Genomic DNA, 25,664 nt, shown 5'->3' with positions numbered 1-25,664 from the left:
GCATTTACAATAAAATCTATTAAATTGGCTCTTTATTTCAATGAACCCACCATGACACCTTTTTCAAAGTACTTTTGGAAAAACGGATACATGATAATAAGAGGAAGACTAGAAATAACAATCGATGAGTATTTGATCATTTCTGAAAGCTTTTTAAGTTCAGCCATAGCCTGCTGATCACTAATCATTCCTGGTCCAGTTTGATTTTGAATCAATATTGACCTCAAAACTAACTGTAATGGGTGCAATTTCGGATCCTCGAGATAAATCATCGCATCAAAATAAGAGTTCCATTGACCAACAAATGCATACATTGCTAGGACGAAAATGATAGGTTTGGAAAGTGGCATAACGATTTTGAAGAAGATTAGTAGATCGGATGCTCCATCCACCTTTGCTGCTTCATGTAATTCATAAGGAATACTTTTAAAATAAGTCCTTGCTAGGATAATATTCCAAACATTCACGGCTCCTGGTATTAAAATCGCCCATGGGGTGTTTAACATTCCGAGGTCTTTTACAACCAGGTAGGTTGGGATAAGTCCACCTCCAAAGAAGATGGTGATAATAAATAGTGTCATAAAGAAATTTTTCCCGACAAAGCCATTTACTGATAATGGATAGGCAGCAAAAATACAAACCACAACAGTTATAATGGCAAATCCTACTGAATAAAGAATAGAATTGATAAAGCCATGGACCATCGCATCATTGGATAAAATCAACTGATATCCTTTAAAACTCCAATCTGAAAAATTGAAAGAAATCCCTTTATTTAATAACACCGTTGGATCCATGAATGACGCAAGAACGACATATACCAAGGGAACTAACACGATTAATACGGCTAAGCATAGAAAGATATTATTAAAGCCTAATATGATTCGGTCTATGCGGGTGTGCTTTATATTCATCTCAAGACTCCTTTCTCGTTAATATAAACCTTCACCTTCGTTTAACTTCTTAACGATTTTATTAACTACGATTAACAAGATTACGTTAATGACTGAATTAAACAGGCCAACAGCTGTTGAATAAGCATAGTCGCCGGACTGCAAACCTACTTTATACACATAAGTTGGCAGAATTTCGGAAGAAGGCAAATTCATTGCGGTTTGCATTAAATATGCTTTTTCAAATCCAATCGACATAATCCCTCCAGCAGCCAGAATAAATGTAACTGCCATTAATGGTTTCAATGTCGGTAAATCGATGTGAATCATTCTTTGAAGAATATTTGCTCCATCAATCGTTGCTGCATTGTGTAATTCAGGGTCAACATTCGATAAAGCCGCCACGTAGATAATCGATGACCAGCCTGCCGCCTGCCAAATACCAGAGATAATATAGATTGATCGGAAATAATCTGGATTTGACATGAACATAAGCGGCTTTCCAGTTATGAAGCTAACCAGTTGATTGATAGGGCCTGTTGGTGATAAGAAAATAAACGCCATACCAACAATTACAACCACAGAAATAAAGTTTGGTGCATAGAGCACGAGTTGAATATTTTTTTTAATGGCCGCCCTTCGTAGCTGATTAAGCATTAATGACAGGATGATAGGGACTGGGAAGCCAACGATTAAGCCAAAAAAACTGAGTTTAAGCGTATTCATAAAAATGTCAGTAAAGTTAGGTGAAGATAAGAATTTGGTGAAATTATCAAATCCGACCCAATCACTTCCTAAAATACCTTTGATGGTACTAAAATCTTTAAAGGCAATAATGGCTCCATACATGGGGATATATTTAAAAATGATTGTTAAAATGACAGCTGGAGCAATCAGCAAATAAAGATGATAGTTTTTCTTGATATATTCCAATTTGCCTGTCAGTTTCGAAGCTGCTTTCTTTTCCGCTTGGATCTGTACAACTGGTTCTTTTTGGACATTTACTAATTCTTGCAAGCTCTTAACCTCCTATCAAATAGCTTTTTTCTTTATCTGGTTTTAACTTTAGCAAATTTGGAAAAGGAGAGAGTTTAATATCTTCGGAAATGGACGTTTAAAATTTTCGGCAGTTGAAAACGGTTCCATTTATCTTCGGGAAAATTAACAAAGTATTCACGCATATCTTTTGTTTTTTTATTTATGATTAAGGTGGATTGTTAAAACATAGGAGAGGAAGTGGGAGATGCCTTTTAAAGCACGAACTGTCCAAGGTAAATTAATTATTCTAAGGATTTTAAACAAGAGAATAGATCAAACCGTTGACGAGAAAAAGTACTATTTGTACCAAGAAAAAGGCTTCGAGGGTGAAGTTCAGTTTGATTTATTAACAGAAAAGATTCAGAGTGAGTGTTATATTTTAAATGATTTGCTGTTAAACGTTAACAACACAACCTTCCAACTTGATACTACTATCATTTTTCAAAAAAAAATTAGCTTTTTTGAAGTAAAAAATTATGAAGGCGATTACTGTTTTCGAAACGGCCGGTTCGAAACGCTGGCTGAAAAGGAAGTTAAGAATCCACTGGATCAGTTGAGACGCAGCAAATCTTTGCTTCGCCAATTACTCCAAAAACACGGATATAATTTACCAATTGAGGGATATGTTGTTTATATAAACCCCCGGTTTACTTTATATCAAGCCCCCGTAAACGAACCCATAATTTATCCAACACAGCTAGACGCACTTATGGAAAATTTAAATGCGCAACCGTCAAAACTAACAACCCAGCATAAAAAGATTGCTGAAAAACTAGTTTCGTTGCATCAAATGGACTCCTCATTTATTCAAGTACCGGCTTATAACTTTGATCAGGTGAAAAAGGGGATAACGTGTAAAGAATGCAGCTCGTTTTCGATGTTTGTCCAAGGAAAGAAAATAGTGTGTGGTGATTGTAGGTGCGAAGAGGTAGTTGAGTCTGCTGTTTTGCGCATGGTGGATGAAATCAAGCTCCTATTTCCGGATCGAAAGATAACCACCAATCTTGTTCACGAATGGTGTGTGCTGGTTGAATCTAAGAAAAGAATAAGCAGGATTCTAGAGAGAAACTTTAAAAGAGTAGGTGTTCATAATTGGACTTTTTATGAGTGATCTTTAGAATCCCTATAATAGACATTTTCCTGTTCCCTTGTGGAGTTTTGTCCTTCGGAACCCTTACGGATAGACATTTTTCCTTTTCCCTTGTACGGTTTTGTCCTTCGGAACCTTCACGATAGACATTTTTCCTTTTCCTTGTGGAGTTTTGTCCTTCGGAACCCTTACGATAGACATTTTTCCTTTTCCTTGTGCGGTTTTGTCCTTCGGAGCCCTTACGATAGACATTTTTCCTTTTACTTGTGGAGTTTTGTCCTTCGGAACCCTTACGATAGACATTTTTCCTTTTCCCTTGTGGAGTTTTGTCCTTCGGAACCTAAATATTCAACAACAGGATCACTAAGGAGATCTTACAGCAAAAAAAAACTCCTCTAGTATCTTAACTAGAGGAGGTGCTCTCAAAAAATATTATTCTATTGCCAAACGGGTCATGAATGCATAGTTCTTTGGTTTTCCATGGAGTTTCTTCGATGCCAGGACGGGCGTACTTATAATCCTTTGAAAGAAGCCGTAAATAAAATGACTCGATGTTCACCACTTCAATCCTCACCGCTGCACCTGGACAGCAATCCCCGTGAGGCTCAGAAAGATGAATAATACAATTTTTATAGGATTTGCATATACGGTGGCATATTATCCTCAAACCGATGCTCCCAATCGATCACAAATCCCAAATAATCCATATAAAACTCTTTTGCCTTCGCTTCATCAAAAATACGAAGGATAGATGTGAGACCTTTCATGGTTATTTCAGATGTATTCATACTAATCCCTTCCCCTAGTCCCCATTTTATTGAATTTCTTTAAGACCTATATTGATTTTTTCTACAGCTTCCCTCGCCGAAGTCTTAACATCCTTCCCGCCGATTCCAACATCCTCAAACAATGTTCTGATTGCTTCACTGACTACGGGATACGCAGGAGTAACAGGGCGGTTCCTTGAATATTTTTGCGTTTGCTGTAAAAATATGTTTTTAGGATACTCATTTAGCTCCGGAAAAGCTTTAGCTACAGAGAATCTCGCAGGAATATCACCTGTTATAGTTACATACTTTTTCATTCCTTCATAACTTGTCACATATTTAATAAACTTCCATGCTTCCTGTGGGTGTTTTGATTTAGAGGTGATTCCGAGCGCCCATCCTCCATTTGGAACAAACTGATACTTATCCTTTGGCAGTGGTGTTACTCCAAAATCCTCTCCGAGCTTAAATTCAGGGTGATTTTTTTCCAGATCTGCAAGTGTCCAAGAACCAAGCACAGTCATCGCAAGTTTACCTGACTCAAACACAGCTGGGGGTAATTCAAATGCCGCAACACCATTTTTATGATATAGATTTTGATAAAACTGAAGGGCATCTAACGCTTCTTTTGAATCTAAATATCCACTTGCCGTAGTTCCATCGGGGCTTAAAATATTAGCACCAAACTGCCAAAGGAGGGGTGTTTTAAAATAAGCAGGAGATTCTCCATCATTAAAACCCTGTGCCGGGTCAATACCGATCACATCTTTAGCAGGATTATTTACTTTTTTAGCAATCTCTAATACCTCATCCCATGTTAATGGGTTTTTGGGATCTTCAGATGGATAAGGGATACCGGCATCTTTAAATAAATGTCTATTGTAATATAAAGCAATACTTGACTCGACAATCGGTGCAAGGTAAATTTGACCCTTATAACTTAATCCTCGCAAGGTAGAGGCAGGAATATCATCAATCTGCCCCTCCTTTCTCATAAATGGATCAATTGATAATAACGATCCGGTATTTGCATAAAGAGCAAGCGTAGGACTGTCAATCGTCAAAATATCCGGAGGGTTTCCTGCAGCAAGTTCTGTCCGCAGTCTTATTTCATAATCACTGTATGGAATCGACTTCATATTCACCGAGATATCGGGGTTTGCTTTTTCAAAGACAGAAACTAATTCTTCAAATGCTTTATTTTCAGCCGTATTTCCACTATTTCGCCAAAACGTCAACTCAGTTCGTTCGGAACCCTTTGGTTTTTCCGCTTTCTCTTTTTGGGGGCTACCAGAGAATGTATCAAAAAAAGACAACGCATACACTAAAATACCCAAAAGTATAATTGCAAAAATAGTGAACCATTTTTTCATCAACATTCCCTTTCTTTCTTGAAAACTTAAACATCTAAGGCATTACGGAATTCAACAGGGGTTTGTCCAAAGTATTTTTTAAAAACCGTACTGAAATATCCGGAGTTAGAAAAGCCAACCAAGTTTGCTACATCAATGATTTTTAGTTGCTTATCTCTTAAAAACTCCCGGGCTTTGTCCATTCGTAAATTCACCAAATAATCACTAAAATTCTGCCCCACATAATTTTTAAAGGTTTCAGATAAATGAGCACTATTGATATGAAAGAGTTCCGATAATAAGGTAAGTGAGATTTCACTAGCGTAATGCTGGTCCAAATAGTGCCGAACACTATCAACGATTAATTTCCCGTTCGAAAAGCGTGCCGTACGTACTTTTCCAATAATTAATTGGGCTAATTGAAGGAGGTTTTCAAGCACTTTACTTTGCGAATTAAGTTCCCAGATACTTTGTTGGCAATTCCAAATCGTTTTTTGAATATCTTTCGTTTCGATATCATATTTTTTTGCCAGCGACCCTAACAAAAATAACACTCGATTGGCAGCAAAAGAAAAGGACAAAATCGATTGGTTTCCATTCCCTCGCAATAAGGTTTGAATATTTTCTTTAAACGCCTCGAAATTAACATTTTCAATCGTATTAGTTAACTTTCTTTCAAAATCAGGTGAAAACTCAAATTCTTCTTCTTTCGTTATCGCCGCATCAATTACCTGCGATTGCGAACCAAGTTGACTTTGACTCCAAGCAAGCAAACTGGAAATATAACCTGTCTTAAAGCTAGCTAGACCCTTGACAACATTTCCGATTCCAATCACCGTTTCTAAACTCAACAATCTTTTCACATTCTGTTGTACCCTTTCAACCAAACTAGAAGGACTATTTATATCTATTCGTATTAGAAAATGAACCATATTTGCATAGCTTGGGTCGTAAAACGAATAAGTTCCTGTATTCTCTTTTGAGATCTCTTTGCATAACATTTGGAAAGGAAGCCAGAGCTCCTTTAATCGATTGGGATTGCCAAAGCCCTCTCTAATTTCCACGCTGACAAATTGGACAATGGCGTCCTCATTTACAAGTTCCACGAGTTGTAGCTGGCGCAGTCTTTCAATAACCAGATTAAGCTGTAACCATTCCTCTTTAACTAAATAGAGCAAGTATTGTTCCTGTACTTCTTGAAGCTGGGTAAGAACAAGCTGCCGCATCTGAGCCGTTTCAACTTGTTTTCGCCGCTCTTCCTCAATTTCTTTATGAATTTTTCGTAATGCTTCTACTAATTCATCGGGAGCTACCGGTTTTAACAGATAGTCTCTAACCCCTTCCTTCATGGAACCACGTACCAATTCAAAATCGGAATAACCCGATAATACGATCACTTTTACTCTTGGAAATTCCTGCTGACATCGTTTAGCTAATTCAAGGCCATCCATAATGGGCATCCTCATATCTGTAATGACCAAATCAATATCCATGCAACCAAGCAATTCAAGTGTATCTTTCCCATTAGAAGCTTCGCCAACAATTTCAAAACCTTCATCTTCCCAGTTCACTTTCATTCGTAAGCCTTTACGAATTTGAATTTCATCATCCGTGATTATGACCTTCATCATGTATATCACCTCTATCAAAATTTATACATAATGTAATCCTCGTGCCTACATTCTTTTCAGATTCAATCTGATAAGAAAAGCGCTCTCCGTAGTAAAGCTTTAATCTGCCAAGGACATTCTTTAGACCAATGCTGTTTCCTTTGCTCGCTAGGACACTAATGGTTTCATTCTTTGTTTCTTCACTCACTAAGTCTGATATCACTTCTTCAGACATACCAATTCCCTTATCTTCTAAAACTATCTTTATTTGATTATTCGCTTTTTTCGTTATAATAAAAATTTCAGCCGTGGTCTTTTCTATAAAACTATATTTGACGGCATTTTCCACGAGTGGCTGGAGAATGAATTTAATAATAGGAAGATCCCTTGTCTCCGGATCCTCCACAATATCAATCGTGAGGGCGTCCTCATATCTCACCTTTAAAATGTCGGTGTAGCTGCGAATATAGCTGATTTCTTCACCTAATCTCACGACGTCATTTTGTGTATTCAATGAATACCTCATCATCCGGCCTAAGTAGATGCTTACATTCATCACCTCTTTATTCTTGCCCTGAACAGCTAATCCCCCAATGATTTCAAGGGTATTGTTCAAAAAGTGAGGATTGATTTGTAGTAATAAGGCCTTGTATTCTGCATCTTTTCGACGGATGTTGGCTTCATATTCTGTTTCAATTAAGTTCTTCAATTGATCAATCGTATGATCAAACACTTTTACTACATAACCTACTTCATCATTAGATGGTTTTATCGTTGGCATAAAGCGTTTGGCACCAGAAAAATCTCCACTTTCAATAAATTTCATCGCTTTTGCTAGTTTTCCTAAAGGGCTTACGATATTGGAAGAGAGCATGAACGACGCAAAGATTGTTATTAAAAACACAATCGCACTAGTAATAAGTAAGTTGCGTTGCAGAAGATTAACTTTTGAGAATAAGTCAGACTTTGTAACTTCACTGACAAGAATCCAATCACCAACTGATAACTTTTGAAAAAAAACAAAGTATTTTTCTCCATGATAATCAGCTTCTAATAAACCTTTTTGTTTTTGACTATTTTTTATTTTAGTCAAACTATTTTTTAATACCTTTGTTGGGGTATTGATCTTCCCCACTAAAACATTTGCTCCCTGAGCATCCAACAAATAAGCATGTCCATTTTTTCCAATCGTTATTTTTTCTAAGGCTGTTTCCAGCAAAGTTGTAGGGAAATTAACCTTTATAAATCCGTATGAAACAACCGTATTCAAATCAACGAGGGGTAAAATATAACTATTACTATTTCCTTGTGCTGGCAAATAAGGATCAATATGTGATTTTACAAATCGTTGTTCATTGACCCTAAAGTCTTTAAACCAATCTAGGTTGTGTAAGTTGGGGTTATTGCCCCATGCCCCTTCGCCATTATTTAGAACGACTGAAATAGACATGCCATTTGAGTTGTTCACCATCATTGATGATAGCATCATTTTCAGTTGATTCTTCTGTAACAAGCTCTGTTCTTTCGGTATATTTGCATCCTTTTTTTCTAACTTTAACCACTGCTGAGTCGTTTGATTGACAAGGACCTGTTTTCCTAAATCCTCCGCCTGCGTTGTAATCGAGTCAATATAGAGCGAGTACTGATCCATGGCTTCAATTGTTAGCTCCTGGGTCTGATCTTCAATAATGGATGTAAACCAGCTTGGGATTATAATAGATAAAATAATTAATGGAATTGTTAACAAACAAGTAAAAATAATAAACAAGCGATTGCGTATGGAAAAAAACATGGTATCCCCCCGAATAAAAAAGAAAACCCTTACATTCTATAGCTCAATCTATTAGTTTTGACTATTATTATCTTTTCAATTTAACATATCCCCTAGCAACTTACCACGTGATATTTAATTCCAAATAAATAAGCAGAAGCTGGATTCCGGCTCTGCTCATTTCTGATTCATATAGGCTTCACGATATTCATTCGGGGTAATGCCCTCAACCTTTTTAAATACTTTGCGAAAATATTTGTCGTCTTGATACCCTATCATCGTCGCAATTTCATAGATTTTTAACTGGCTGTTTTTCAATAAAGATTTGGCCTTCTTCATCCGAAACTTCACAATATAATCTGATATATTGACGTTAAATTCTTGTTTGAATTTTCTAGAGATATATTCTCGACTGATATAAAAATGCTCGGAGATCTCTTGCAGTTTTACATCCCGATCGAAGTTCGCTTGCAAATACTTTTCAATATCATAAATGATGTTACTATGTTTCTGAAGGGTTCTTTTCTTAACTTTTTTCAAAAAGATAGCAATCTCTCGTTTCTTTCTCTGTTTATATTCTTCAAGCATAAAGTGACCGTTTATATCAAAAAATAAATCAATTCGTTTTTCGATGTCCTCAGCTGCTTTAACAGGTAGATTATAATGCTTAAACCATCTATTGCTGATCACCAAATATTCATTTTCTAAATGGGACAGCTGTTTTAATGACAGAAAGTGGTTTTCTGTAAAATCTGTTGAAATTTGATTTATCACTTCTTCAAAGGCACCTATTTCACCAGCTTGTACAGCCAGTTCTATATTAGCAGAGTAGTCCAAAAGGTTCCTTAAGGCATGGCTTGGCAGTTTCTCCTGCACATAGACTCGATTTTCTGTTTTGTCCAAGATGTTACTAGTGAATAATAGCTGTTTAGCATAAAGATACGAATCAAATAAATTGGAACTCTTAGTAACTAACTTACCTAAAACGATAGGACAAGAAATATCCATTGTATGTCTTATCGTCTTATATATTTGTTTTAAAAGTTCTTCTATTTGCTCAAACCTATTCCAGAAGATAATCACAACTTCTCCCTTATTGGATAAGTAGCGAAAACCAATTCCACATTCATTTTTCATCATAATTTCGTTAATGACGTTCAAAATCGTAAAGTAGGCTAAATCTCGATCTCCTTGAAATGCCTCAATTGTCTTTCCGTTAATCCGAACAAGGGCTACTTGATAATTGTGAGACGGATGAATACCAAAATTCTCATACAAATCTTCCTTCAGATTGTCGCTATTTACTAACTGGGTAAGCTTGCGGTCTCGATAAACCGGCTTCATTTCATTGATTAATTGAGAGCTGCTTTCTTTTCTCTCCCTGTCTAAAGCTTCTTTTTTCCATTCATCTACAGCTGTTTCCAACGTATGATTTAAGATTTCGGGATCAATCGGCTTTAGGAGATAGTCAGAACTCCCGAAATGAATGGCTTTGCGCATGTAGTGGTAATCATCATAACCTGTCACAACAATAGTTTTGCTTGTTGGCTGATTTTCTTTAATCCATTCTAACAGGTTGACGCCATCCATTTTTGGCATTTTCATATCTGAAAAAATAATCTCTGGCTTATACTTTTGAATTAAATGTATCGCTTCTTCTCCATTTCCGGCTTCATAAATTTCATCAATTCCGTTTTTTTCCCAATCACCCAGTATCTTAATTCCTTCGCGAACGTGCTTTTCATCATCGACGATTAATGCTCTCATGAATGCTCCACCTCTTTTTGCATAACCTTTGGAAACTGAACCGTCACAGAGAATCCAGTTTCTTCATTACTGTTAATAGTCATGTGTGCTTGATTCGCGTAGTAAATCTGTAAGCGGTCATATATATTTTTTAAGCCAATCGTTTCTCTATGCTTCTCTTCTTTTGACACACCATGATATAATTCCTGCCTGATACTTTTCAATTGTTCTTCATTTGCGCCTATTCCATTATCTTTTACAGTAAGACAAACCAACGCGTCATCCTGAACACTCGCCTCAATTTGTATAAATGCTTTTCCTACCTGCTGATCAAAGCCATGCTTAAAACAATTTTCCACAATGGGCTGCAAAATCATTTTCGGTATCATGATTTCTTGTACTTCTTTTGAGACATTTAATTCAAATTCGAACTGCTCGTCAAAGCGTTGTTTTTGTAACAATAAATAGGATTTAACATGCATCAGCTCTGAAATAAAAGGGACAATGTCTTCCTTCATATTCATACTGTATCTCATGATTTTCGATAATGAAGTGAGCAAGGAATAGACAGGAACGGCTTTGGATTTTAACGCCAAGGTACCAATCGATTGAAGGGCGTTATATAAAAAATGCGGATTAATTTGTGACCGCAATACACGCAGCTGTGATTCTTTATTTTCTATATCTAATTTATATTCTCGCTCAATTAAATCATTGATTTTCGCAATCATTACTTTGAAATGCCTTCCTAACATCCCAATTTCATCGTTCCCTAATGAATCAAAATCCGCCTCAAATTCACCTTTTTCTACTTTTTTCATGTTATCAATTAATACCTTGATCGGTGCGGTTATCTTAAATGAAACAAACATGGTCGCAATTAACACAATAACGAGCGTCACGATACCAATCAAAATGTTGATTAAGGCCGTTTCTCTTGCACCTTGATAGAGTACATTGTAAGGAATTCGTTTCACAATATACCAATTCTTGTAGGGGGCGGAAAACTTATCGTGAACAATCACACCCGAGAATTGTTTATCCTTCCATTCCGTACTTTTACTGAAGGCGGACTCCTTTTTTACTTTCCCAAACCACTTTTCTTTATTTTCCTTGCCGATCATTGATTCGTTGGAGGAGTATATAATAACTCCTTTTTCATCCATAATGTACAAGTCTTCCATGTCCTTTGTATATAAGCGGCCGGCAATCGCACCTATTTTGGAAAGATTAATATCAATAGACAAAAAGCCTAATAGCTTGTCTGACGGTACGTCACGAAGGATGTTATGAAAGCTTAGGACATTTTTCTTTTCCGAGTTTGGGATAACCGATATATTGTTATAACTATACATTTCATGGGGCGGTTCAATAACGGAAAAAAGGCTTTTATATCGATTTAATCGTGCATAATAAGGATGCGAAAAGATACTCTCATACTTTGCTCTGCCGCTAATTCTGGAATGATAATTGGTATAGGAATCCTTTCCTTTATCAATGTAAATGTGCATTTGTTCAATCTCAGGACGTGTATTAAATAAATAGGCAAGAGCTCGGCGAACTTCTTCCTGATTAGTGTTTAAATTCTGTGATAGCCCATCCCTCATCACATTCATAAAGGGCGTATAACGGTAAAGTACGGACGACATCTGGGCCACATCTTCCAAATATACAGTTAGCTCGTCTTCACCTTTGACAATCAGGTCATGATTGGTTGAAACAAAGCGATTATTAAGAGACTTTGTTGTTTGGTAATAAGTAATCGCAATCGAACTTCCAAAAGGCAGAACCGTTACTAGTATTAAAAATATAATAAGCTTTTTACGAATTCCCCACTGCATATCATCTTGGTTAGTTATATGAAAAAAACAGAACTAACCTTCCTCCAATTAATGAATTTTCTCCATTGTAACAACTATCTATATCCATTCCTATGGCATATATTGACTTGTCCATAGGAATGACTGTTCAATATATTCCACCCTACTGGTCAATGTAAGCCGTTTCATAATTTTCATTATTCTCTAAAATGAAATTATGGAGGTGCAGGTAATGAATAGTCATAGTAAGTTGGAAAAAGTAGAATCATCAGTATTAGTAAATCCAAAAAACGCAGCAGTTTCAAAGTCAGTTTCCTTAAATAAAAATAAGAAACTGAAAGATGCAGGATTATTTGCTCTATTTGTAGGGCCCGTTTTGTTAGCTTTTACACTCATTGTTCTGATTCCTTTCTTCACAGGTATTTATTATGCCTTTACAGACTGGAACGGGATCACAGGAGCGGTCAAATGGGTTGGCTTGGACAATTTCAAGTACATCTTCACCGAGGACAAGCAATTCCTATCTTCCTTTAAACTTACAACGAAATATACGGTCGTTGCCATTATCTTAACAAATGCAATTGGGTTTGGATTAGCGTTACTTGTCACCCAAATGTTGAAAACGAGAAATATTTTACGGACAGTGTTCTTTATGCCTAACTTGATTGGCGGCCTTTTATTAGGATTTATCTGGCAGTTTATTTTTGTCAAAGGCTTTGCCTCCATCGGCGCGCTTACAGGTATCCCTCTTTTCGAGTTAGCGTGGTTAGGCGATGCCAATACCGCCTTCTGGGGAATTGTGATTGTCAGTGTATGGCAAGGTGCCGGCTACATTATGATTATCTATATCGCAGCATTACAGAATGTTCCACAAGAATTAATTGAAGCAGCGAAAATTGACGGTGCAAATAGGTGGCAGATTCTTCGTCACATCACCATGCCCCTCGTCGCACCAGCTGTTACCATTTGTTTATTTTTAACAACGGCATCATCCTTTAAGGTCTTTGATGCAAACCTTTCCTTGACGAATGGCGGTCCATTTAAGTCAACGGAAATGTTAGCGCTTAATATTTACACCGAAGCATTTGTTAATAACCGCTACGGAATTGGTGAAGCAAAAGCACTTATTTTATTCCTTGTTGTCGCAGCTATTTCTGTTATTCAAGTGACATATTCGAAGAAAAAGGAGGTTGAGTCCTAATGGGAAACAGGTACACAGGAAAAACATTTATTGTTGAAATCCTTGCCATCCTGCTTGGCCTAGCCTTTTTAGTCCCTTTCTATTATGTTATAGCAAACTCCTTAAAGCCATTTGCTGAGATTTTAACTAACACTTCGGCCCTGCCGTCCGTGCTGCAGTTTGAGAACTATGTGAGCGCCTTCGAAAAACTGAACTATCTGAAGGTATTTTCAAACTCTTTAATTGTTACAGTTGTAAGTAATGTCGTTCTGGTTATCTTTTGTTCAATGGCGGCGTACATGCTGGTCCGAACAAAAAAGAAGATCAGTAACGTAATTTTCATGATTTTCGTTGCAGCGATGATTATTCCGTTTCAATCGATCATGATCCCACTTATCAAAACAGCAGGTACCTTTGGACTTTTAAATAGCGTCTGGGGTCTTGTCATTATGTACTTAGGCTTTGGATCAGGGATGACTATTTTCTTGTATCACGGTTTTATCAAAGGAATTCCGGTCGAACTTGAAGAGGCAGCAATTATCGATGGCTGTTCAAGGTTTGGCGTATTTTGGAGAATCGTTTTTCCACTATTAAAACCGATAACGGTTACGATAGTCATTTTAAACAGCTTATGGATTTGGAATGACTTTTTATTACCATCACTTGTTCTACAGGATCCGGAATTAAAAACGATTCCATTAGCAACGTTCTCCTTCTTTGGACAATATACAAAGCAATGGGATTTAGCACTAGCAGCATTGGTCATGGGCATCATTCCGTTGTTAATCTTCTTCTTTGCGATGCAAAAACACATTATTAAAGGGATTACCAGCGGTTCAATAAAATAAGAAAAGCGGAAGCGCCCGTTTAGCGGCGTATGGACTGGAGCGCTTCGACTGAGATATAGGAAACACGAAGAGCGGAACGATTCGATGTTGACTTATCGTAGGGAGAAGAGCGAAGTCCAATAGCCGCTGGGCGCTGGAGCTAGACAGTTATCTAAGTATTGTGGGAACAACCTCTTCTATCTAATTGACAGTTAGCAGAGACTAATATAAAAATAGATTTTACAAACAGGAGGGAATTTTAATGGGGTTCAAAAAGTATTCTTTACTAGCAGGTGTACTATCCGCTTCACTTCTATTAGCAACAGCTTGTTCTAGCGACAGTGCATCGAGTGATAAAAAAAGCAGCGGTGGCAAAGACGGGAAAGTAGTTGTTGATCTTTTTAATGGGAAAGTTGAAATCGCTGACCAATTAAAGGCCTTAACAGACCAATATACAAAAGAACATCCAGAAGTTACTTTTAATATTGAAACAGTTGGCGGCGGCGCGGATGGTTCTGCAGCCCTAAAAGCAAAGTTTGCTTCTAATAAAGCACCAGATATCTTTGGTAATGGCGGTTATCAAGAGGCGCAAACATGGAAAGATAAATTTGAAGATTTATCCGATCAGCCTTGGGTAAAAGATGCCTATGAGAGCGCGTTACTACCTATGACAATTGATGGGAAAGTTTATGGCCAGCCTGTTAATATGGAAGGCTATGGTTTTGCTTACAATAAAAAATTATTTGCAAAAGCTGGTATTACAGAACTGCCAAAAACCTTCACGGAGTTAGAAGCTGCGTCGAAAAAACTGAAAGCTGCCGGGATTACTCCTTTCTCTGTTGGCTATGCTGAATGGTGGGTTTTAGCAAACCATGGTCTTAACGTTCCGTTCGCTTACCAACAAGCGGATGACGAAAACTTCATTAAAGGTTTAAACGAAGGTACAGCAAAAATTGAAGGCAACAAATACTTCAATGACTACTTTAAGCTTGTAGACCTAACGATTAAATATGGTAACAAAAATCCATTAACAACTGACTACAATACAGAAGTAACACAATTTGCAAACGGCGAAACAGCAATGATTCAGCAAGGTAACTGGATCCAGCCGATGCTGGATAAGTTAAGTCCTGGCATGGAAGTTGGTTTCATTCCATTGGCACTGACTGATGATGCAGCACAAGCAGATAAATTAATGGTTGACGTTCCAACAAACTGGGTAGTTCATAACAAAGCTCCTGAAGCAGATAAAAAAGCGGCAAAAGATTTCTTAAACTGGATGGTTTCATCTGAAGAAGGTAAAACAGCATTAGTTAAGGAATTCAAATACATCCCTGCTTTTAAAACAATTGAAGCAAAAGCAGAAGATATTGGACCACTAGGTGCAGAACTTCAGAAATACTCTCAAGAAGGCAAAACCTACTCTTGGCAGTTCATGAAATATCCTGATGGTGCTGGACAAGAATTTGGTGCTTCCCTTCAAGCCTATGTTGGCGGCCAAAAATCTAAAGCAGAAACAGAAAAAGCTTTAGATGCAACTTGGGCTAAACTAAAGAAGTAGTATTAAAAATCTAAGGCTCTTCTCAATCTGAGAAGAGCCTATTATCATTTAACTAGTTCTTATTCACGGTCTGGGCTATTAACCATAATTCCAGCCACTTGCATTAACCGGTCATAAAAGGCCTGTCCTGCTGGTTGCTGATCAAGCCCAATTTCTTCAAATGCTTCCTTCATACAGCGAAGCCAGCATGCAGCTCTTCTCGGTGTTACTTCAAATGGCAGGTGCCGCCCTCTCATTGCTGGGGGACCAAATTCCTGAGAATAAAGGGCTGGGCCCCCTAAAAACTGTGGAAGAAACATCCTCTGTTTGCGCTTAATTTCTTCCATTTCCCCTTCAAACAAGAGTCTTAACTCTGGGTCAGCATATACTCGTGGATAAAAGGCATTGACCAATTTATCAATTGTTTCCTGCCCGCCTATTTCCTCATAAAGTGATTTAAGTTTGTATTCCAATTTCTTCACCATCCACTTTTATTTTTTTCCCTATTTTTGATTATTATAAAGTTAAAGTGGAAAGATTTTTGTGATTGATATGACAGTAAATTTAAAAATACATAAATTTCCACGCGTTGGAAAGGTGTTTAAAACAACTTTCTAAAAAATTGTGGTATCCTAATATAATATGCTGGTTTCATATTAGTATTTAATCGGACCATTTTGGTTATAGTACAAGTGGTCTTTCAAGAGGTGTAAAGAATGAATAAGGCCTGGATTTACGTAGGCTTAACCTGTTTGTTTGAATTGATTTGGGTATACGGATTTAATGAGGCACAAACGTGGTGGCAGTGGGCAATCGTCGTTGGAGTTATTTTTTTAGACTATCATATTCTGCCTAAAGCCTGTGAGACTCTCCCTACCGGTACTGTTTATGCAATATTTGCCGGAATAGGGACAATTGGTACGGTGTTAATGGATATATATCTTTTTGGGGAAAGCTTTAATCCTGGGAAGGCTTTTTTTATCTTGACCATTGTCATTGGCGTGATCGGATTAAATCTCTCGGACAAGGAAGATGAAAAAACAGCAGTAAAGGGAGTTGCCTAATATGGGCTGGGTTTTTGTCTTTTTAGCTGCTGCAAGTGAGGTCGCCGGTGCGGCTGGACTTAAATTATACAGCCAGCAAAAAACGCTCCGAAATGGTGTTCTATATATTGGCGGGTTCGGCGCATCACTGGCTTTTTTATATGTGTCCTTTCAGTTTCTTCAACTAAGCATTGCCTATGCCGTTTGGGTCGGAATTGGGACAGCCGGTGCTGTTTTTATTAATATGTTTCTTTTTGGTGAATCAAAAAACCTTGGGCGCATCATTAGCGTCATTTTAATTATTATAGGTGTTGTCGGCTTAAAGGCACTATCATAAAACTTAAAAGGGTCAGCTCTCAGGTAAGTTAACGCGTAACTTATCGGGGACTGACCACTGCTTTTACGGTGCTACTAATTCCACTTTGATTCGATCAGGATCTTCGAAAAAAACAGCGTAATGAGATCCCCCGCCAGCAAATGGATGTTTATCTGGATATAGAATATTAACGCCTTTTTCCTTCAATTGTAATGTCATTTGATTAACCTGCTCTCTTGATACTGCCTGAAAAGCTAAATGGTTCAGGCCGACTCTAGAACGATGATACGGAATATCTAGAAAACGGTCATCCGCCTGAACAAAAACAATATAAGTCTCTCCATGTTTCCAGCTGAAACCAGACTCCCATTTTTGGTAAGGCTCATATCCTATTTCAGTTAAAAACCACCCCCAAAACTCGATAGTTTTGCTTAGGTTAGAAACATAGATTTCTAAATGGTGCAGCATTGGGCTTCTATCTCCTTTATGGCTTACCTGATTTTCCCCAATTCCTCTAAAAATGCAGGCCGTCTCATGTACTTTTGTCTTAATTCTCCGATCAGCTTATGTGAATGAATCGTTCCACAAGCATTTTTGTAGGTTTTTATGATTGAAGGGATAGTTTTTAAATCGATTTCACTTGATCGTGAGTTATTGTTTGGATTAGATGGATTCATGCTTTTCACCCCGTGTTGATTATATATATTAATTGTATCAGGTTAAAATTAAGAGCGGCCGAAAATTGGAAGCACAGATTCGCCCATAAAAACACTAGATTCGCCCATAAAAGTCCAATATTCGCTCATTGAAACCAAAGATTCGCTCATAGAACTCAAAAATTCGCCCATGGATGGGGAATGCATTTAAATAAAGTATAAATGTCCAAATATCTTAGTTTAATTTTACACAAAATATGATTTTTATTAAGCTTCTCCCACCAAATTTTAATTTTAAAAATGGATAATTAAAAATGAGTGACTATTTTTTTGTATAATAAGCAAGTCCAAACAATAGCAGAGGCAGCAGACCAGCGAATCTAAACCATCCCTCCGCACCGCCAACATAGAGCGAGATGGTTGGTATCGCAAGGGCAATCCCACTCCACAAAAAGGCTTTCCATGATTTTTTCCAAAGACCCCTAACAAATAGCAGCACGGATGCTCCAATCAATAGCCAATAGACGATTCCTACCAAGAAAAAACCCATTAAATCTCCCCCTGTAAAAATATTTTTTCTCCATTTATAATATGTCTTATTCACCAAATGGTCCTTTTACTATAGGAAATGTGCTTTACTCGGCTTATTTTTTAAAATGCCGGTCATGCAGTTATGAATATTATGATAGGATTATTCTATGCTAGTCCACCTTATGGGTTTTCTTAAAAAAAAACGAATAATCTCTTTGCTTTCCTTCATACCATTAGGGTGAGGAGAGACTGATGTCATGAGATTAGAAGGGAGATAATGAAATGCTGCAACGTCCTTTAGCAAGTGAGTACCCAGAATACTATAAACCTTATGTGAATCTAGTTCCTGAGGGTAATCTATTAACACTTTTGAAAGAGAACTTGGTCAAAACGATTGAGCTTTTTGAGTCGCTTTCGGAAGAAGATGGCCACTTTCGCTATGCCGAAAATAAATGGAGCATCAAAGAAGTACTTGGCCATATGGCAGACACTGAAAGAATTATGAGCTACCGGCTTCTCCGTGTTGGACGGGGAGACCAGACTGCTTTGGCAGGTTTTAACGAGAATGATTTTGTCCAAGGTTCGCAAATTAATAAATTACCAATAAAAAATATTCTCGAAGACTTTATTGCCATTAGAAAAGCTAGCCTTACCTTAATTCAAAACATGCCGGAAGAGGCTTGGGCAAACATTGGCTTTGCCAATAACACTGAAGTCACGGCCCGTGCCATAGGCTACATTATCGCAGGTCACGCCCTCCACCATTATAAAATCATTATTGAACGATACGTTTCTTTATTGAAATAAGCCTTGGCATAGAAGTAAAAATGGTGTCAGGCACCACGATTAAAAGCCCGTGAGTTTAGTTTTAGCTCATGGGTTTTTATTGATTTTGGTAAAAATTCACTTGCGAACATTTGTTCTTTGTTTTATAATCAAAATATCGGTAATAATAAGAAGTGAGCATCTCTTAGGAGGCTGGCTAGCTTATTTCCTATCGAGGATAGCAAAAAAATACTTTTAAACCGAGGAGAGATTTATTATGACATTACGTTTGATTCCCTATTTAGTGATGGATGGAAATGCGAAGGAAGCGATTCAATTTTACGAAAAGGCTTTGGATGCACAGGTTCTTTTTTCTCAATCTTTCGGTGAAATGCCAGAAAACCCAGAATTTCCATTACCTGCCGAGGCCAAAGATCGTGTAGGTCACGCGACGATCAAAGTGGGAGAAACGGAAGTAATGTTTTCTGATACGTTCCCAGGGCAACCCCATCAAAGCGGAAATCAAGTAACTATCTGTATTTCAACTAACGACGCGGACCAGGCGCATAAATTTTTCGAGGCCTTACAGCAAGGTAGTCAAGTAAACATGCCGCTTCAGGAAACGTTTTTCAGCCCAGCTTATGGTAGTCTAACAGACAAGTTCGGTGTGAACTTTCAAATTTTCACTGAGGGTCGACAATAGATTTTTACATACGAGATGCATGCAAATTAGCCCGGTCCATATGCGACCGGGCTTTTTTTAGACCCATCAAATTTATAAAGGTAAGTTAAGCTGCCATGAAACGCCGAATTTATCAACGACCCAGCCAAACTTTTTGCTAAAGCCATAATTATCTAACGACATTAATAAGCCTCCACCACTAGACAAATTTTCATATAGTCGATTTATTTCCTCTTCAGTATCACAGGTGATATAAATAGAGAAGGATGGTGTAAAAGTAAATTCATGTTTTATATTACTATCAATGCACATGAATTCCTGACCTTTGAGTGTAAAGGCAGCATGCATAACACTTCCCTCTTCCCCCGGTCCGTTTGCCCCATAACGAGTAATTCTGATTATTTCTGAATCCTCAATCAATGATATGTAGTAATTCATTGCTTCTTCCGCGTTTCCTTGAAACATTAAGAATGGTGTAACTTTTGACATAGTAATCCTCCTTCTTTTTTATAAATTATTGTTTAGGATTGATTTTTATTTCAATTGGCAACACATAACATTATTGACAAATTAGCAAAAAAACTAATCAAAACGTTTGATTAGTTTTTTCAACCCATTTTAGTACGGGAAACAGCAGGCTGATATTTTCTCATCGGGGCCTTTTCTAGCACCTCTTGCAGATAGAGGTTTCCATTCGGACTTGTTTTCTTGAGCAACTCTAACAAGTATGTAATATCATCTAGAGCTCTATGTGTTTGGTAATTTGTGATGTTATGCGCTTGTAATAGGGTTAATAGTTTCCCATTTGGAAAGCCGTAATTTTTCCAAGGGATGTTTCTCATTGTGCAATACCACTTCAGGTCGTTGACTTCCGGATACATGTGATAGAGAAAGCTTCGATCAAAGGAAGCATTATGGGCAAAAACCGAATCGGCACGATGGAAATAGGTTTTTATTTTTACATCATAAAAGCTTTTCCCTTGAACTAACTCATAAGGGATTCCGTGAACTCGATAGGCTGTGTCATAATTATTTCTTGCCGAACGGGAAAGCGGCTCACGCAAAAAGGAGTCTTCATCAATAATATCGATAACCTCGCCGGTATCTGCTCGATAGGAAAATAACTTTAATGCGAGCTCGATTACTTCATCCTTGGTAGGACCTAAACCGGTTGTCTCCACATCTAATACTAAACCCAATTTTTCTGACCTCATCTAAATGATCATCCCTTAATACTAAACTTTATCCCATTATACCAAAGCTTGCCATAGGACTCTATCTCCAAAATGTACCTTAATGAGAATATTACAGGGGCGGAACGTTAGAGAGTGACCATGACCGATACTTTTCGATGAGTACGGGCACTGTGGTCCTCTCAGAGTGACCGTGGCCGATTTTTTTCGATGAATTCGGGCACTCTGATCTCCCAGAGTGACCGTAGCCGATACTTTTCGATGAGTACGGGCACTGTGGTCCTCTCAGAGTGACCGTGGCCGATTTTTTTCGATAAGTTCGGGCACTGTGATCCTCTCAGAGTGACCGTGACCGATTTTTTTCGATGAGTACGGGACTGTGATCCTCTCAGAGTGACCGCGACCGATATTATTCGATGAGTACTGGCACTGTGGTCCACTCTTAGTTACTGTCCTCGGCTTTTTTCCTCCAGCATGGACACTACTGACCCTCTCATCTATTAGTCCTCCAGCCCAATCCCCAAAAGAAATGCCTTAATAATTATCATAAGACTTTCATTCAAATCCAACGACATCTTGAATCCGCCTTTTTGCTCTAGAGCAGAAAATCCATGTAAAATACTACGTAAGCCCCGGACAGCATGCAAAGCACGCTCTCCTTCTAAATGATATACCTGCAAAACGCGAACGGAAAGGTCAACGATTTTCGCCCCTGCTTGCTGCACATCCACATCTTCCGGGTCAGGGGCAAGTAAGGTCGCCTCATAAATACCTGGGTGCTTTCGGGAAAAATCCACATAGGCCTGGCTAACTGCCAGCACAGCTTCGGTGCCTGACACCCCAATTGCTGCATCTGTCATCACTTCATAAAGCTTATCGATTCCGTAAATTGCCAATTTCTTTCTTAATCCAGTGAGTCCATCAAAATGATTATATAAAGAAGGAGAACGTATCCCCAGCTTCTTTGCTAAGTTGGCCAAGGTAACTTCCTGCACCCCATGTTGGTCGGCAATCTCTCCTGCTGCTTCGATAATAAAAGATATTTCGAGACCGATTTTTGGTCTTGGTGACATATAATTACTCCCTATCCTATTTTTCGTTCCAGATTTTTGATTGCATGCTGCATTGAGTTTACAGGATTTATCACGATCTCTCCGTGGCCGACTGCAAGCAATTCAGGCCGATAACTCACTAATTTCCGGGCACTGGACAAGGCGGTTTCCTTACTCCACGTACCAAAAGCCGGGAATGGAAACCAAGCTCTAATATCCCCTGCAACAGCCATTCCACCTCGTGTTTGAAAGGAATCACCTGCTATCAACGCCTTGGTCCGCAAATCTAAAAATGACATGGAGCCTGGTGTATGTCCTGGCGTTTCGATCGCTGTTAACGAACCAATCAGGTCGCCTTCTTTCAATAATAGATTGGCCCGCGTTTTTAATTTTTTCGGTACACCGCCTTTAATCGGGGTTTGCGCCTCCTGAGGATCAAGCGACCGATCGCCATTCATTAGTCTATGGTCTCGCTTCGAAATATAAACCGGTACATCTGGCAGCGAGTCTTTTATAGAATCCAACGCCCCGACATGATCCTCATGAGCATGCGTCAACACAATTTTGGTAATCGGCTTTCCAATCGATTCGGCCGCCTTCATAATGCCTTTGGCACAAAAGCCAAGCGCTGCATCAATTAACGTTAACCCGTCCTCTTCCTCCACCAAATAGCAGTTGACCGGAAAAACATTCGCCATGAATGTAACTTGATACAAGTACCCATTTTTGATCATCCTCATAGTGACACATCCCCTTTAACTAATATCATTAGTTTTATAATAACTAATTGCATTAGTTTTATCAAGTTCTTTTTTGGAAAAAATTACAATCCCCTTATGAATTCATATATTCATCTTTTTTGCCAAAAGATACTAACATGACTACCACTTAATTAAGTTGACACTTAATTAAGTGTGCGCTAAAATAACAATATGATTGAAAAAGTCCTTCATGCGTTAGCAGAACCTAGACGTCGAGATATACTCTATCTCGTTCGTGATGGAGAAATGACCTCCAGCGCGATTGCCTCACATTTTGACATTTCAGCTCCAGCAGTTTCTCAGCATCTCAAAGTTCTCGAACAATCCGGCCTAGTTATAGTTCGGAGAGACGGAACGAAACGGTACTACGGTATTAGAAGGGACGGTTTTTCTGAATTAAAGCAGTATATTGACCGTTTTTGGGATGATAGTTTACTTCGTTTGAAAGAAGCTGCCGAAGAGGAAGAAAGGAGAAAAAATGAATCAGACCAATAATGAAATCATCACAAAAGAAATATTTATTGAAGCCCGTCCGGAAACATTATTTTCGTTCTTTACTGATGCGGACAAAATGGTTCGCTGGATGGGGAGACATATCTTGCTCGAGCCAAAAATCGGTGGTAAATATCGAATTGATGTGAATGGCAGCGATATAGCCATGGGCGAATATGTAGAAATTGTTCCTTATGAAAAAATCGTCATGTCTTGGGGGTGGGAAAAATCAAAGCTCGTGCCACCTGGTTCAAGTAAGGTCGAATTCAAACTGACTCCGAAAGAAAATGGCACAAATTTAGTTTTAACCCATTATGACTTGCCAGTTGAAGAAGTCCCATCGCACCAACAAGGATGGTCCCATTACATGCCGCGCATTAAAGATTTTGCAGAAGGCAATGATCCGGGTGTAGACCCATGGTCCGAAATAGCCATGCATTAATTTAAATAAAAAATAAATAACCTTTTCTATTGAATAATATATTGGAGGAATAAAAAATGACTAAAACAATTCATCAAGAAGTAGTTTTCAATGCCGGCCCTGGACTTATATATGAAGCACTCACAGATTCGAAACAATTCAGCGAAATGACGGGAGGTGCACCTACAGAAATCAGTCCTGATGCTGGTGGTACTTTTTCGTGTTTTGGCGGCATGATTCTTGGAAGAAACATTGAACTAGTTCCAAGTGTGCGAATAGTACAAGCTTGGCGAGTAGCGAATTGGCCAGAGGGTGTTTACTCTATTGCTAAGTTTGAGCTAAAAGAACAAGACTCAAAAACCCTTTTGGTTTTCGACCACATTGGTTTTCCTGAGGCTGAAGGAGAACATCTTGCAGCAGGATGGGGAGCGAATTACTGGAACCCTTTAGAAAAATATTTAGGTTAATTCACACGCAAAAATGCTTGGAGCATCTCCAAGCATTTTTCTTATTAATTAGTAAGTAATGGAGTTCAAGGCCCTGTTAATAAAATGTTCACAACTTTTTTACGAATATGTGAAATAGTGAACAATTTACCCTTATTTCAAAATAAGTTTGATATAGTAACAATGTAGTTAACGAACAAACAAACAAATAAAAATAAATTAACAAGGAGTGTTTCACATGGTAGTAAAGTGGTTAAGAGAAAACAAAGTTGCCGCTGGAATTTTAACAGTTCTTCGCTTATATATGGGGTATTCTTGGATTACAGCTGGGTTCCACAAATTATCAGGTGGTTTTGATGCATCTGGCTATCTAAAAGGGGCAATCGCTAATCCAGTGAAAGGTCCAGACGGCGCGATGGTTTATGGCTGGTATGTTGATTTTTTAAAGCATTTCGCCTTACCAAACGTTGATATTTTTAACACCATCGTCCCACTAGGAGAATTCTTAATCGGACTTGGACTTATTCTTGGATGCTTAACAACTGCTGCTATGTTCTTTGGACTTGTAATGAACTTTTCATTTTTCTTAGCAGGAACCGTATCACATATTCCAACAGATCTTTTCTTAGGAGCAATTATTCTTTTCTCAGGCTATAACGCTGGTCGCATCGGTCTTGACCGTTGGGTTATCCCATTCATTCGTAACACAGCATATAAAGGGAATAAAACTGTAAAACATAACGTTTAATGCAAGTAAGCAGGGGGAATGTCTTTGATAAGCTCCCTTATATCCAAAACTCTCTCTAAGAGTCTGGTGAAGGATCTTGTTCGTTTGAAATTTGTTCATAACTTTTTTACAAATATGTGAAATAGTGAACATTTTACCCTAATTTCAAAATAAGTTTGGTATATTAAAAATGTAGTTAACGAACAAACAAACAAATAAAAATAAATTAACAAGGAGTGTTTCACATGGTAGTAAAGTGGTTAAGAGAAAACAAAGTTGCCGCTGGAATTTTAACAGTTCTTCGCTTATATATGGGGTATTCTTGGATTACAGCTGGGTTCCACAAATTATCAGGCGGTTTTGATGCTTCTGGCTATTTAAAAGGGGCAATCGCTAATCCAGTGAAAGGTCCAGACGGTGCGATGGTTTATGGCTGGTATGTTGATTTCTTAAAGCATTTCGCGTTACCAAACGTTGATATTTTTAACACGATCGTCCCACTAGGTGAATTCTTAATCGGACTTGGACTTATTCTTGGATGTTTAACAACTGCTGCTATGTTCTTTGGCCTTGTGATGAACTTTTCATTTTTCTTAGCAGGAACCGTATCACATATTCCAACAGATCTTTTCCTAGGAGCGATCATCCTGTTCTCTGGTTACAATGCCGGCCGCATCGGTCTTGACCGTTGGGTTATCCCATTCATTCGCAACACAGCATTTAAAGGGAATAAAACTGTAAAACATAACGTTTAATCAAAAGGCTATGTTAAAGCTTATTGTTAATTTTGGCACCCTGTTGATTGGAGTGGAAGGCGCGAAGACTCCTGAGGGAGGACGGGGCAGGGAAGACCCCGCAGGAGCGCAGCGACGAGGAGGCTCCCCGGACCGCCAGCGGAAAGCGAAGCGCCTGGAGCGGAAATCAACAGGCAAGTTTAACAGAGCC

General features: G+C 38.3%; 29 protein-coding genes and 1 pseudogene. 13 read left to right on the top strand and 17 right to left on the bottom strand.

The window, feature by feature from the left end; translation table 11 throughout:
• Positions 1-32: 32 nt before the first annotated feature.
• The gene (locus tag ACSU6B_RS08115) at positions 33-914 is read right to left on the bottom strand and encodes a carbohydrate ABC transporter permease (protein ID WP_410884213.1); all 882 of its coding nucleotides are present in this window, start codon (positions 912-914) and stop codon (positions 33-35) included.
• Positions 915-932: 18 nt separating this feature from the next.
• Positions 933-1,868 (bottom strand): ABC transporter permease, encoded by a 936-nt coding sequence (locus ACSU6B_RS08110; protein WP_410884365.1) that lies wholly within the window; start codon positions 1,866-1,868, stop codon positions 933-935.
• Positions 1,869-2,136: 268 nt separating this feature from the next.
• On the opposite strand from ACSU6B_RS08110, the gene ACSU6B_RS08105 reads away from it, so the two are divergent.
• A complete protein-coding gene (locus ACSU6B_RS08105; RefSeq protein WP_410884211.1) occupies positions 2,137-3,042 on the top strand; it encodes a nuclease-related domain-containing protein in 906 nt (301 codons plus the stop codon).
• Positions 3,043-3,105: 63 nt separating this feature from the next.
• Here the strand turns inward: ACSU6B_RS08105 and ACSU6B_RS08100 are convergent, their stop codons facing one another.
• The 7 genes and pseudogenes from ACSU6B_RS08100 to ACSU6B_RS08070 all read right to left on the bottom strand — a co-directional run bounded on the left by ACSU6B_RS08100 (position 3,106) and on the right by ACSU6B_RS08070 (position 12,108).
• Complete coding sequence (locus ACSU6B_RS08100; protein ID WP_410884209.1) at positions 3,106-3,324, bottom strand: hypothetical protein; 219 nt, start codon at positions 3,322-3,324, stop codon at positions 3,106-3,108.
• A gap of 100 nt (positions 3,325-3,424) precedes the next feature.
• Positions 3,425-3,809 (bottom strand): annotated as a pseudogene (locus ACSU6B_RS08095) (glyoxalase superfamily protein).
• Between the two features lie 26 nt (positions 3,810-3,835).
• Positions 3,836-5,161, bottom strand: coding sequence for an ABC transporter substrate-binding protein (locus tag ACSU6B_RS08090; RefSeq protein ID WP_410884207.1), 1,326 nt, complete (start codon positions 5,159-5,161; stop codon positions 3,836-3,838).
• A gap of 26 nt (positions 5,162-5,187) precedes the next feature.
• A complete protein-coding gene (locus ACSU6B_RS08085; protein ID WP_410884205.1) occupies positions 5,188-6,771 on the bottom strand; it encodes a response regulator transcription factor in 1,584 nt (527 codons plus the stop codon).
• On the bottom strand, positions 6,746-8,542 hold the full coding sequence (locus tag ACSU6B_RS08080) for a sensor histidine kinase (RefSeq protein WP_410884203.1): 1,797 nt from the start codon (positions 8,540-8,542) through the stop codon (positions 6,746-6,748). The genes ACSU6B_RS08085 and ACSU6B_RS08080 overlap by 26 nt, the downstream gene beginning before the upstream one ends.
• Positions 8,543-8,698: 156 nt before the next feature.
• Positions 8,699-10,288, bottom strand: coding sequence for a response regulator transcription factor (locus ACSU6B_RS08075; protein WP_410884201.1), 1,590 nt, complete (start codon positions 10,286-10,288; stop codon positions 8,699-8,701).
• On the bottom strand, positions 10,285-12,108 hold the full coding sequence (locus ACSU6B_RS08070; protein ID WP_410884199.1) for a sensor histidine kinase: 1,824 nt from the start codon (positions 12,106-12,108) through the stop codon (positions 10,285-10,287). Before ACSU6B_RS08070 ends, ACSU6B_RS08075 begins: the two co-directional genes overlap by 4 nt.
• A gap of 211 nt (positions 12,109-12,319) precedes the next feature.
• Here ACSU6B_RS08070 and ACSU6B_RS08065 point away from each other — a divergent pair, with 211 nt between their 5' ends.
• The 3 genes from ACSU6B_RS08065 (at position 12,320) to ACSU6B_RS08055 (ending at position 15,655) form a co-directional block, all read left to right on the top strand.
• On the top strand, positions 12,320-13,288 hold the full coding sequence (locus ACSU6B_RS08065) for a carbohydrate ABC transporter permease (RefSeq protein ID WP_410884197.1): 969 nt from the start codon (positions 12,320-12,322) through the stop codon (positions 13,286-13,288).
• Positions 13,288-14,115 carry a carbohydrate ABC transporter permease gene (locus ACSU6B_RS08060; RefSeq protein WP_335397927.1) on the top strand — a complete coding sequence of 276 codons (828 nt, stop codon included), beginning with the start codon at positions 13,288-13,290 and terminating at the stop codon, positions 14,113-14,115. Before ACSU6B_RS08065 ends, ACSU6B_RS08060 begins: the two co-directional genes overlap by 1 nt.
• Positions 14,116-14,356: 241 nt before the next feature.
• The gene (locus ACSU6B_RS08055; RefSeq protein WP_410884194.1) at positions 14,357-15,655 is read left to right on the top strand and encodes an ABC transporter substrate-binding protein; all 1,299 of its coding nucleotides are present in this window, start codon (positions 14,357-14,359) and stop codon (positions 15,653-15,655) included.
• A 59-nt stretch (positions 15,656-15,714) separates the two neighbouring features.
• Here the strand turns inward: ACSU6B_RS08055 and ACSU6B_RS08050 are convergent, their stop codons facing one another.
• A complete protein-coding gene (locus ACSU6B_RS08050; RefSeq protein ID WP_410884192.1) occupies positions 15,715-16,119 on the bottom strand; it encodes a globin domain-containing protein in 405 nt (134 codons plus the stop codon).
• Positions 16,120-16,350: 231 nt separating this feature from the next.
• Here ACSU6B_RS08050 and ACSU6B_RS08045 point away from each other — a divergent pair, with 231 nt between their 5' ends.
• Together ACSU6B_RS08045 and ACSU6B_RS08040 are read left to right on the top strand one after the other, a co-directional pair.
• Positions 16,351-16,698, top strand: a complete 348-nt coding sequence (locus ACSU6B_RS08045; RefSeq protein WP_410884190.1) for a DMT family transporter — start codon at positions 16,351-16,353, stop codon at positions 16,696-16,698.
• A gap of 1 nt (position 16,699) precedes the next feature.
• Positions 16,700-17,014, top strand: a complete 315-nt coding sequence (locus ACSU6B_RS08040) for a DMT family transporter (protein ID WP_088085642.1) — start codon at positions 16,700-16,702, stop codon at positions 17,012-17,014.
• Between the two features lie 63 nt (positions 17,015-17,077).
• Here the strand turns inward: ACSU6B_RS08040 and ACSU6B_RS08035 are convergent, their stop codons facing one another.
• The 3 genes from ACSU6B_RS08035 to ACSU6B_RS08025 all read right to left on the bottom strand — a co-directional run bounded on the left by ACSU6B_RS08035 (position 17,078) and on the right by ACSU6B_RS08025 (position 18,199).
• Positions 17,078-17,461: a VOC family protein gene (locus ACSU6B_RS08035; RefSeq protein WP_410884188.1), complete on the bottom strand. Its 384-nt coding sequence runs from the start codon at positions 17,459-17,461 to the stop codon at positions 17,078-17,080.
• 23 nt (positions 17,462-17,484) lie between these two features.
• Positions 17,485-17,670 (bottom strand): hypothetical protein, encoded by a 186-nt coding sequence (locus tag ACSU6B_RS08030; RefSeq protein WP_410884186.1) that lies wholly within the window; start codon positions 17,668-17,670, stop codon positions 17,485-17,487.
• 301 nt (positions 17,671-17,971) lie between these two features.
• Positions 17,972-18,199 (bottom strand): hypothetical protein, encoded by a 228-nt coding sequence (locus ACSU6B_RS08025; protein WP_410884184.1) that lies wholly within the window; start codon positions 18,197-18,199, stop codon positions 17,972-17,974.
• A gap of 263 nt (positions 18,200-18,462) precedes the next feature.
• On the opposite strand from ACSU6B_RS08025, the gene ACSU6B_RS08020 reads away from it, so the two are divergent.
• Positions 18,463-18,987: a DinB family protein gene (locus ACSU6B_RS08020; RefSeq protein WP_410884182.1), complete on the top strand. Its 525-nt coding sequence runs from the start codon at positions 18,463-18,465 to the stop codon at positions 18,985-18,987.
• A gap of 235 nt (positions 18,988-19,222) precedes the next feature.
• Positions 19,223-19,648 (top strand): VOC family protein, encoded by a 426-nt coding sequence (locus ACSU6B_RS08015; protein WP_410884180.1) that lies wholly within the window; start codon positions 19,223-19,225, stop codon positions 19,646-19,648.
• Between the two features lie 72 nt (positions 19,649-19,720).
• Here ACSU6B_RS08015 and ACSU6B_RS08010 read toward each other — a convergent pair whose 3' ends face one another.
• The 4 genes from ACSU6B_RS08010 to ACSU6B_RS07995 all read right to left on the bottom strand — a co-directional run bounded on the left by ACSU6B_RS08010 (position 19,721) and on the right by ACSU6B_RS07995 (position 22,612).
• On the bottom strand, positions 19,721-20,116 hold the full coding sequence (locus ACSU6B_RS08010) for a VOC family protein (protein ID WP_214998136.1): 396 nt from the start codon (positions 20,114-20,116) through the stop codon (positions 19,721-19,723).
• Positions 20,117-20,235: 119 nt separating this feature from the next.
• Positions 20,236-20,841: an exonuclease domain-containing protein gene (locus ACSU6B_RS08005; protein WP_088085635.1), complete on the bottom strand. Its 606-nt coding sequence runs from the start codon at positions 20,839-20,841 to the stop codon at positions 20,236-20,238.
• A gap of 479 nt (positions 20,842-21,320) precedes the next feature.
• Positions 21,321-21,893, bottom strand: coding sequence for a TetR/AcrR family transcriptional regulator (locus tag ACSU6B_RS08000; protein ID WP_410884177.1), 573 nt, complete (start codon positions 21,891-21,893; stop codon positions 21,321-21,323).
• An 11-nt stretch (positions 21,894-21,904) separates the two neighbouring features.
• Positions 21,905-22,612 (bottom strand): MBL fold metallo-hydrolase, encoded by a 708-nt coding sequence (locus tag ACSU6B_RS07995; RefSeq protein WP_410884175.1) that lies wholly within the window; start codon positions 22,610-22,612, stop codon positions 21,905-21,907.
• A 192-nt stretch (positions 22,613-22,804) separates the two neighbouring features.
• Between ACSU6B_RS07995 and ACSU6B_RS07990 the strand changes: the two genes are divergently transcribed.
• The 5 genes from ACSU6B_RS07990 to ACSU6B_RS07970 all read left to right on the top strand — a co-directional run bounded on the left by ACSU6B_RS07990 (position 22,805) and on the right by ACSU6B_RS07970 (position 25,474).
• The gene (locus tag ACSU6B_RS07990; RefSeq protein WP_210427106.1) at positions 22,805-23,128 is read left to right on the top strand and encodes an ArsR/SmtB family transcription factor; all 324 of its coding nucleotides are present in this window, start codon (positions 22,805-22,807) and stop codon (positions 23,126-23,128) included.
• Positions 23,112-23,567 (top strand): SRPBCC family protein, encoded by a 456-nt coding sequence (locus tag ACSU6B_RS07985; protein ID WP_410884173.1) that lies wholly within the window; start codon positions 23,112-23,114, stop codon positions 23,565-23,567. The genes ACSU6B_RS07990 and ACSU6B_RS07985 overlap by 17 nt, the downstream gene beginning before the upstream one ends.
• A 56-nt stretch (positions 23,568-23,623) precedes the next feature.
• A complete protein-coding gene (locus tag ACSU6B_RS07980) occupies positions 23,624-24,013 on the top strand; it encodes an SRPBCC domain-containing protein (protein WP_410884171.1) in 390 nt (129 codons plus the stop codon).
• Between the two features lie 217 nt (positions 24,014-24,230).
• A complete protein-coding gene (locus ACSU6B_RS07975; protein WP_410884169.1) occupies positions 24,231-24,740 on the top strand; it encodes a DoxX family protein in 510 nt (169 codons plus the stop codon).
• A 224-nt stretch (positions 24,741-24,964) separates the two neighbouring features.
• Positions 24,965-25,474 (top strand): DoxX family membrane protein, encoded by a 510-nt coding sequence (locus ACSU6B_RS07970; RefSeq protein ID WP_410884167.1) that lies wholly within the window; start codon positions 24,965-24,967, stop codon positions 25,472-25,474.
• The last annotated feature ends 190 nt before the right edge of the window (positions 25,475-25,664 follow it).

The organism is Neobacillus sp. C211 (assembly GCF_051842875.1).
Taxonomy (GTDB): Bacteria; Bacillota; Bacilli; order Bacillales; family Cytobacillaceae; genus Neobacillus.
Note: the sequence above shows the minus strand (reverse complement) of the source record. Positions and strands in the feature narration are given on the sequence as shown.